Annotated in this window: 9 protein-coding genes and 1 pseudogene; 5 read left to right on the top strand and 5 right to left on the bottom strand. The window is 64.4% G+C overall.

Annotation, left to right across the window (positions count from 1 at the left end; genetic code table 11):
* A partial coding sequence (locus tag RMO81_RS08295; protein ID WP_310475355.1) for a hypothetical protein occupies nt 1-624 on the top strand: 624 nt, incomplete at its 5' end.
* A 51-nt stretch (nt 625-675) separates the two neighbouring features.
* On the opposite strand, the gene RMO81_RS08300 is transcribed toward RMO81_RS08295, so the two are convergent.
* The 5 genes from RMO81_RS08300 to RMO81_RS08320 all read right to left on the bottom strand — a co-directional run bounded on the left by RMO81_RS08300 (nt 676) and on the right by RMO81_RS08320 (nt 3,164).
* Nucleotides 676-1,167: a GAF domain-containing protein gene (locus tag RMO81_RS08300; protein WP_310475356.1), complete on the bottom strand. Its 492-nt coding sequence runs from the start codon at nt 1,165-1,167 to the stop codon at nt 676-678.
* Between the two features lie 55 nt (nt 1,168-1,222).
* Nucleotides 1,223-1,585, bottom strand: a complete 363-nt coding sequence (locus tag RMO81_RS08305; protein WP_310475357.1) for a VOC family protein — start codon at nt 1,583-1,585, stop codon at nt 1,223-1,225.
* Between the two features lie 12 nt (nt 1,586-1,597).
* Entirely contained in the window at nt 1,598-2,122 is a 525-nt protein-coding gene (gene infC, locus RMO81_RS08310; protein WP_310475358.1) for a translation initiation factor IF-3, read from the bottom strand.
* A gap of 167 nt (nt 2,123-2,289) precedes the next feature.
* Nucleotides 2,290-2,781, bottom strand: a complete 492-nt coding sequence (locus RMO81_RS08315) for a heme-binding protein (protein ID WP_310475359.1) — start codon at nt 2,779-2,781, stop codon at nt 2,290-2,292.
* Nucleotides 2,781-3,164 carry a VOC family protein gene (locus RMO81_RS08320; RefSeq protein WP_310475361.1) on the bottom strand — a complete coding sequence of 128 codons (384 nt, stop codon included), beginning with the start codon at nt 3,162-3,164 and terminating at the stop codon, nt 2,781-2,783. The genes RMO81_RS08315 and RMO81_RS08320 overlap by 1 nt, the downstream gene beginning before the upstream one ends.
* Before the next feature lie 419 nt (nt 3,165-3,583).
* Here RMO81_RS08320 and RMO81_RS08325 point away from each other — a divergent pair, with 419 nt between their 5' ends.
* The 4 genes and pseudogenes from RMO81_RS08325 to RMO81_RS08340 all read left to right on the top strand — a co-directional run.
* On the top strand, nt 3,584-3,919 hold the full coding sequence (locus RMO81_RS08325) for a hypothetical protein (RefSeq protein WP_310475362.1): 336 nt from the start codon (nt 3,584-3,586) through the stop codon (nt 3,917-3,919).
* A 142-nt stretch (nt 3,920-4,061) separates the two neighbouring features.
* Nucleotides 4,062-4,499 carry a hypothetical protein gene (locus RMO81_RS08330; protein ID WP_310475363.1) on the top strand — a complete coding sequence of 146 codons (438 nt, stop codon included), beginning with the start codon at nt 4,062-4,064 and terminating at the stop codon, nt 4,497-4,499.
* A 21-nt stretch (nt 4,500-4,520) separates the two neighbouring features.
* Complete coding sequence (locus tag RMO81_RS08335) at nt 4,521-5,366, top strand: hypothetical protein (protein WP_310475364.1); 846 nt, start codon at nt 4,521-4,523, stop codon at nt 5,364-5,366.
* A 208-nt stretch (nt 5,367-5,574) separates the two neighbouring features.
* Nucleotides 5,575-6,310, top strand: a pseudogene (locus tag RMO81_RS08340) (double-strand break repair protein AddB); the annotation flags it as partial.

The raw sequence follows: 6,310 nt of genomic DNA on the forward strand, positions 1-6,310 counted from the left end.
GCGCCGCCCACGCCCGTCGAGCTCCCGGTTCCACCAACCGCCGCCCAGCTTCCTGTTCCGCCGGCACCGCCAGCCCCGCCCAAGGTGATGATCTTCCACCACAAGGCGGATGGCAAAGCCGGCAAAGGTGACAAGCAGGCCGTTCGCACCATGATCATCAAGGATGGCAAGGTGGTGACCGACGAAACCAGCGGCGAAGGCCCGCACGTGATGATGATGCACGGCGACGGCCCCGACGAAATGGTGAAGATGATGGAAACCGCCAAAGGCAAGAAGATCGTGGTGATCCGCCATCAGGAAATGGCCGAAATGGCCGGCAAGCACGCCGCCCTGGCCGGCAAGGAAGCCGAAGCCCGCATCGCCGAAGTGACCGCTCGGATGCGCGCCCGCTGCGACAAGGATGGCATCAAGATGCCGGCCGATGCCGATCTGGGCCAGCTCGCCACCTGCGGCATGGAAATGCAGAAAAAGGTGCGCGAAGCCATGGTGTCGGCCCGCAGCGCTATCGAAGCATCAAGGGATCTTTCCGCCGATCAGCGCGCCGCCGCCCTGAAGGGCATTGATGCGGCCATCGCCAGCAACGGCAGCGGCCCGATTGTCCGCTTTGAGAAGATCGAAAAATGATCTGAGCAGTCGCCGGCGGCAAGGGGTCCAATCCGGCCCGCCGGCAACCGTTCAGGCCATCAGGCTGGACCCAAGCAAGAGCCTCGCAGCGGTTTCCAGCCCGGCCCGGTCGTCTTCATCGAAGCGGCCGGGTTTCGGGCTGTCCAGATCAAGCACGCCGATCACCGTGCCCCCCACGATCAGCGGCACCACGATTTCAGACCGGCTGTCGGCATCGCAGGCGATATGGCCAGGGAAGGCGTGGACATCGGCCACCACCTGGGTTTGCCGCGTTGCCGCCGCCGTGCCGCACACGCCGCGACCCAGCGGGATGCGGATGCAGGCCGGCTTGCCCTGGAACGGCCCCAGCACCAGCTCACCATCTTTCATCAGATAAAAACCGGCCCAATTGAGATCGGGCAACTGGTGGAAGATCAGCGCTGCCATATTGGCCATGTTGGCAACGAAATCGCGCTCGTCACCGATCAACAGCGCGAGCTGCTGGCCGAATTGAGCATAATGTTCAGGTTTGGTGCCTTCGAGGGCAGGGGCAAAGAATGACATGGCCGCCGGTTAGCGCCGGCAGCGCCGATTGGCAATTGTCAGCCACCCTGACCGGTCACAGCGGCTCCATCAGTTCGATGCGGTTGCCGAACGGGTCGGACACATAGCAGCGGTCATGGCCGGCCAGCGGCTCATCACGATCCACCGCGATGCCGGCGGCCAAAAGCTGCTGCATAAGGCCGGCCAGATTGCTGACCGTGAAGGCCGGATGGGCTTTGCGGGCGGGCAGGAAGTCCACTTCGACGCCGAGATGGACCTTCAGCGCGCCACGCTCGAACCAGCACCCGCCGCGCGCTGCCAGCGCCGGGGGCTTCGGCACCTCCGGGATACCAAGCAGGTCACGATAAAAGCGCCGAGCCGCGTCCTCCTGACCGGGTGGCATGGCCAGTTGGACGTGGTTCAGCGCTTCGATCGGCATGCCCGTATCCGCTTATTTCGGCGCGATCACCATCAGCATCTGGCGGCCTTCGAGGCGGGGCAGTTGCTCCACCTTGGCCAGTTCCGCCGTTTCGTCGCGCACGCGCTCCAGCAGCTTCAGGCCGAGTTCGCCGTGGCTCAATTCGCGGCCGCGGAAACGCAGGGTGAGCTTCACCTTGTCACCGTCTTCCAGGAAGCGGTTGATGGCCTTCATCTTGGTTTGATAATCATGCTCGTCGATATTGGGACGCATCTTGATCTCCTTGATCTCCTGCGTCTTCTGGTTCTTACGAGCGGCGGCAGCCTTTTTCTGGCTTTCGTACTTGAACTTGCCAATATCGAGAATCTTGCACACTGGCGGATCAGCGCCGGGGGAGACTTCCACCAGATTCAATCCAGCTTCAGCTGCGATGGCGATGGCTTCGCGGGTGTAGAGCACACCCAGATTTTCCCCGTCCTGATCGATGACACGGACTTTGGGAACACTGATGAATTCATCATAACGCGGGCCGGTCATCGGCGCTGGCGTGTTCATCATGCGGCGTGGGGGCGGTGGTATGGCAGTCTCTCCTGTGCGGTTTTGCTGCGCCTCAATAGCGCGGGCAGCCCATCACCGGCAAGAGGCGGCACGACTTGCCGAAAAAACAACTGGGCCGAGCGCGCTGGCCACTGCCTGCGCGCCCGGCCCGTGTTGCACGCCGCGGCCTATTTCGCCTTGGCCAGTTCGGCTTCCAGTGACGCCACCCCGGCAGCGGCGATCAGGCCGTCTTCCTGGGAAGTTGCACCCGAAACACCCACCGCGCCCACGGTCTTGCCGTCGCGCTTGATCGGGACGCCGCCTTCAGACGCGATCATCGCGCCCGGGAAGGTCAGGTAACGCAACTGACCTTCCTTCTGCAGCCGCTGCTCGAACACGGCGGTCGGATTGCCGAAACGCGCCGCCGTCTGCGCCTTGCCGGTGGCGATTTCGGGGCCGGGCAGCGGCGCATCATCCATGCGGCGCAGCGCGATCGGCACGCCAGCGGGATCGACCACCACGATCGTCACCTTCAGGCCGCGTTTGTCGGCTTCGGCCTGGGCGGCATCGGTGATGATGCGGGCGCCGGCCAGCGTGAGGGCCGGGCGGTCCTTGATCAACTGGGCCGCAGCCGGGGCGGCCAGCAGCAACGCCGCCGCCAACAGGATCTGACCGCGCATCAAGCGGGCATCCGATGCAGGGCGCACAATTTGTTGCCCGACGGATCGCGCAGATAGGCGAGATAAAGCGCGCCCATGCCGCCCTGGCGCACGCCGGGCGGATCTTCACAGGTGGTGCCGCCATTGGCAACGCCGGCGGCATGCCAGGCATCGGCCATTTCAGGATTGGCCATGGCAAAGCCGACGGTGCTGCCATTGCCGTTGCAGGCCGGGCTGCCATCGATGGGGGTTGAAATGGCGAAGATGCCGGTGGGGGTCATCCAGAACACGCGGCCCTTGTCATCGGCAAAGCCCGGCGCAACACCCATGGCCGCAAGCGTGGCATCGTAAAAGGCCTTGGATGCGGCCAGGTCGTTGGCACCCAGCATGATGTGACTGAACATGCGCGTTCTCCCCAAATTGGTGTTTGTGTGGACCAGCATGGAAGCAAATTGCCGACCCGCTGTCGAGAGAGCTGGTGGTTCACCACGGTGAACCGCCGATCGCAACCGAAATGGACCAAGTTGCATCTTGCCGTCTGTTACCAAGCGGTTAACCTTGGAAGTGCGAGGGTTAGAGTTGGGGAAAAATAGTGGAGATATTGTTGCCGGCGTCGTCGGAGAGGGCCGACGTGTGCGCAAATCGCTGTATTCGCATGATCGGATTACGGCCGGATGAGGCTGAGAAAACGAGATTGCTGGCGGCCATCCTGGGATGGGCGGTTGAGCCTCTCCACACCAGCGCACGGGTGCGCAGTTGGGTTGGCCGGTTTCCGGACGCCTTTGGTACTGGCGATCCGGCGATGCCTTGGCCAGTGCCGGGCATGGACGATGTGATGTTGGTGGATGGCGGGCTGAGCGATCGCGGATCGGGCGATGGCAATGCGCCGCACGGCAACGGCGCGCAGGACTGGCATTGCGTGCGGGATCGGCATGGCACGCAGGATCGGTATGGCAAGCAGAACTGGCCGAGCTGGGAGGCGCATGCTGATCAGCGTGCTGATGCCCCTCGGCTGGTGTTGCAACAAACCGGCAATGTGATCCGCGTGGAAGCCAGCGATGCAGATCTGGCAGACCAGCTGGCGCGCCTGGGGCTGGATCGCCTGGTGCTGCCGGTGGGTTTGAGTGTGCTGGAAGATTTGTTCACCTTTGCCGGATAACAGCAACCCGCAGCCCGTGCAGTCGGCGCCGGGATCGACACCGCTAACCATTTTTCGCACGGATTGATGCTGAAAGCCGATCACCCACCCGCCGTTATCACCATTGTGGCGCTGCAGCGCCGGGCGGATGGAGTGGTGGCCAGTGAGTGTTGCACAGCGGGTAATCAGCAAGGATTTTGTACACAGTGGCGGATGGCCGGGTTGGTCCCGGCCGGACGGCGCTGTTGAACATTCTCATCCGGAAAAAGCGGCACAAACACGTAACGACGCGCCGGAGCCAACGCGCCGGCTGGCGCTGTTCGGCTTGCCACCGATGCTGGATGAACCAGTGACGATGTTGGCCGAAATCCTCGGCTGGCAGGTGGAGAGTTTCCCATCCGGTCAATCCGTGTGCCCACCAGCGCGCCTGTGCCTGGCCATGTTGCCAGCAGGCGTTGGCGAACGCGGGCCAATCGCGGCATGGTCGCCGGAATTAAACCTTAATGAACTAATTTCCCGGGCTGGACTGTCCATAATGGACCAGCCCCTCTGCATCACCAGAGTGGAGCTAATGTTAGAGACCATTGCCTGCGAGCCATAGTTCGCTTGCAGTCATGGGGGCATGATGTCGATGATTGACGTCGGGTACGACACGGGTTTTTCGCGTGAATTTGGTGAGTCAGGCTTGCTTGGCACCGGCCGCTCGGCCGCAGAACCCATATCAACACGCGCTGCCACGGACGAGCGCGACACGGCTGAACACGAGATGGGCGATGCCGCTAGCGGGGCCCAGGCCGTGCCGGCCCGAGATGAACGGGAAATGCCGGAACGGCTGTTGCCCGAACGGCGGTTGGTCGATCGGGGCCAGCCCGGCTTGGCGCCGCAGGGCCAGCCCGGCTTTGCGCCGCAGGCAATGAACCGTCCGCCTGTCGATCTCGCCAATCTGGATCTTGCGGCCCTGCAGGCGCTGGCCGGCAGTGGAGAGCCATCGGCGGCCATCGCCCGCCAGGTGGCCGACATGGCGCAGGGCCTGGCCGCGCTGGCGGACAAGTTGGTTGGCCAGCCGCAATCCAGCAGCACCGATGTTGCCGAAGGTGACTGCATTGCCTTTCTGGAAGGCCAGTTCCGCATTCGCCGTTTGCGTGCCCGCCATCTGCCCGGCCTGTCGCTGGGCGAACCGGCTTGGGACATTTTGCTCGATCTGGCGGTGGCGCATTATTGGCGCCGCGAAACCTCGGTCACCAGCCTGTGCATTGCCGCGGACGTGCCCAGCACCACGGCGCTGCGCTGGATCAATGGCATGACCAAGGAAGGCCTGATCGTGCGCCGTCCGTGCCAACGCGATGGCCGTCGCAGTTTTCTGGGCATCTCACCCGATTCCTATCAGGCGATGCTGGCGCTGGCGGCCGATGCGCTGCGCACCGCAGATCGGGTCCGCGCCCGCTATCAGCGCAGCGCGGCCGCCTGATCCGAAGCTCTCTCACTTCCCCCCCGGAGGGCCGGCGGCGGGTGGCCCACTCACCCGCCGCCCTGGTTTCACCCAGAGTGGATCGGGAGGCTGGGCGGAACCACCGCGCCGCCGAATATCTGCAGGCGATATCGCCAATCAGGGGCTGGCACGCGCTGCAACTGGCCTTATGCTGGATAACGTGACCAGCCCCTCAACGCGCGCCCCCATGCACCCACCTTTGCGTCCACCGGTGTTCAACATCGCGTTGCACGTTGCTTTTGCCGATGCGCTGGCGGCCGGGTTGTTGGCGCGCACGGCGGGCGATCCGCTGGCCTTGGCGCGCACTCTGGTGTTGCTGCCCAATCGCCGTGCAGTGACCGCGCTGACCGAAGCCTTTGTGCGGCAATTGCCCAATGCCAAATCCGGCGCAGGGTCCGGCGGCGGCCTGCTGCTGCCACGCATGGTGCCGGTGGGGGATCTGGATGACGGCGGCTTCGATCGACTGGCGGCAGGTGCAGACGTGCTGCTGCCCGCTGTGGCGCCGCTGGTGCGCCGGCTGGAACTGGCGCGGCTGGCAGCCAGTCTACCGGGCGATGAGCGTTCGGCGGTGGAGCGGCTGCGGCTGGGCGATGCGTTGGGTGAGGTGCTGGATGCGCTGCTGGCCGAGGAAATCGAACCCGAAGCCTTGCGCGCTGCTGCCGATGGCCAGGATCTGGCCGATCATTGGCACAAGACATTGGCCTTTCTGGAACTGATCATCGCCGTCTGGCCCGAAGCACGCACCGGGCATGGCGGCACCGAAGGCGCGACGCGGCTGGCGGCGCTGATCGATGCTACCATTGCGCGTTGGCAGGCAGCGCCGCCCTCCGGCTTGGTGGTGGCGGCGGGGCTGGCCAATCCCACCCCGGCCCTGGTGCGATTGCTGGGCGCGGTGCTGCACCTGCCGCAGGGGCTGGTGGTGC

The sequence above is a fragment of the Sandarakinorhabdus sp. genome, from assembly GCF_031422795.1.
In the GTDB taxonomy this organism is placed as follows: Bacteria; Pseudomonadota; Alphaproteobacteria; order Sphingomonadales; family Sphingomonadaceae; genus Sandarakinorhabdus.

Coding starts and splice junctions, on each gene's coding strand:
- RMO81_RS08300 (WP_310475356.1), bottom strand. CDS start 1,167: ATGTCATTCTTTGCCCCTGCCCTCGAAGGCACCAAACCTGAACATTAT.
- RMO81_RS08305 (WP_310475357.1), bottom strand. CDS start 1,585: ATGCCGATCGAAGCGCTGAACCACGTCCAACTGGCCATGCCACCCGGT.
- infC (WP_310475358.1), bottom strand. CDS start 2,122: ATGATGAACACGCCAGCGCCGATGACCGGCCCGCGTTATGATGAATTC.
- RMO81_RS08315 (WP_310475359.1), bottom strand. CDS start 2,781: ATGCGCGGTCAGATCCTGTTGGCGGCGGCGTTGCTGCTGGCCGCCCCG.
- RMO81_RS08320 (WP_310475361.1), bottom strand. CDS start 3,164: ATGTTCAGTCACATCATGCTGGGTGCCAACGACCTGGCCGCATCCAAG.
- RMO81_RS08325 (WP_310475362.1), top strand. CDS start 3,584: ATGGACGATGTGATGTTGGTGGATGGCGGGCTGAGCGATCGCGGATCG.
- RMO81_RS08335 (WP_310475364.1), top strand. CDS start 4,521: ATGATGTCGATGATTGACGTCGGGTACGACACGGGTTTTTCGCGTGAA.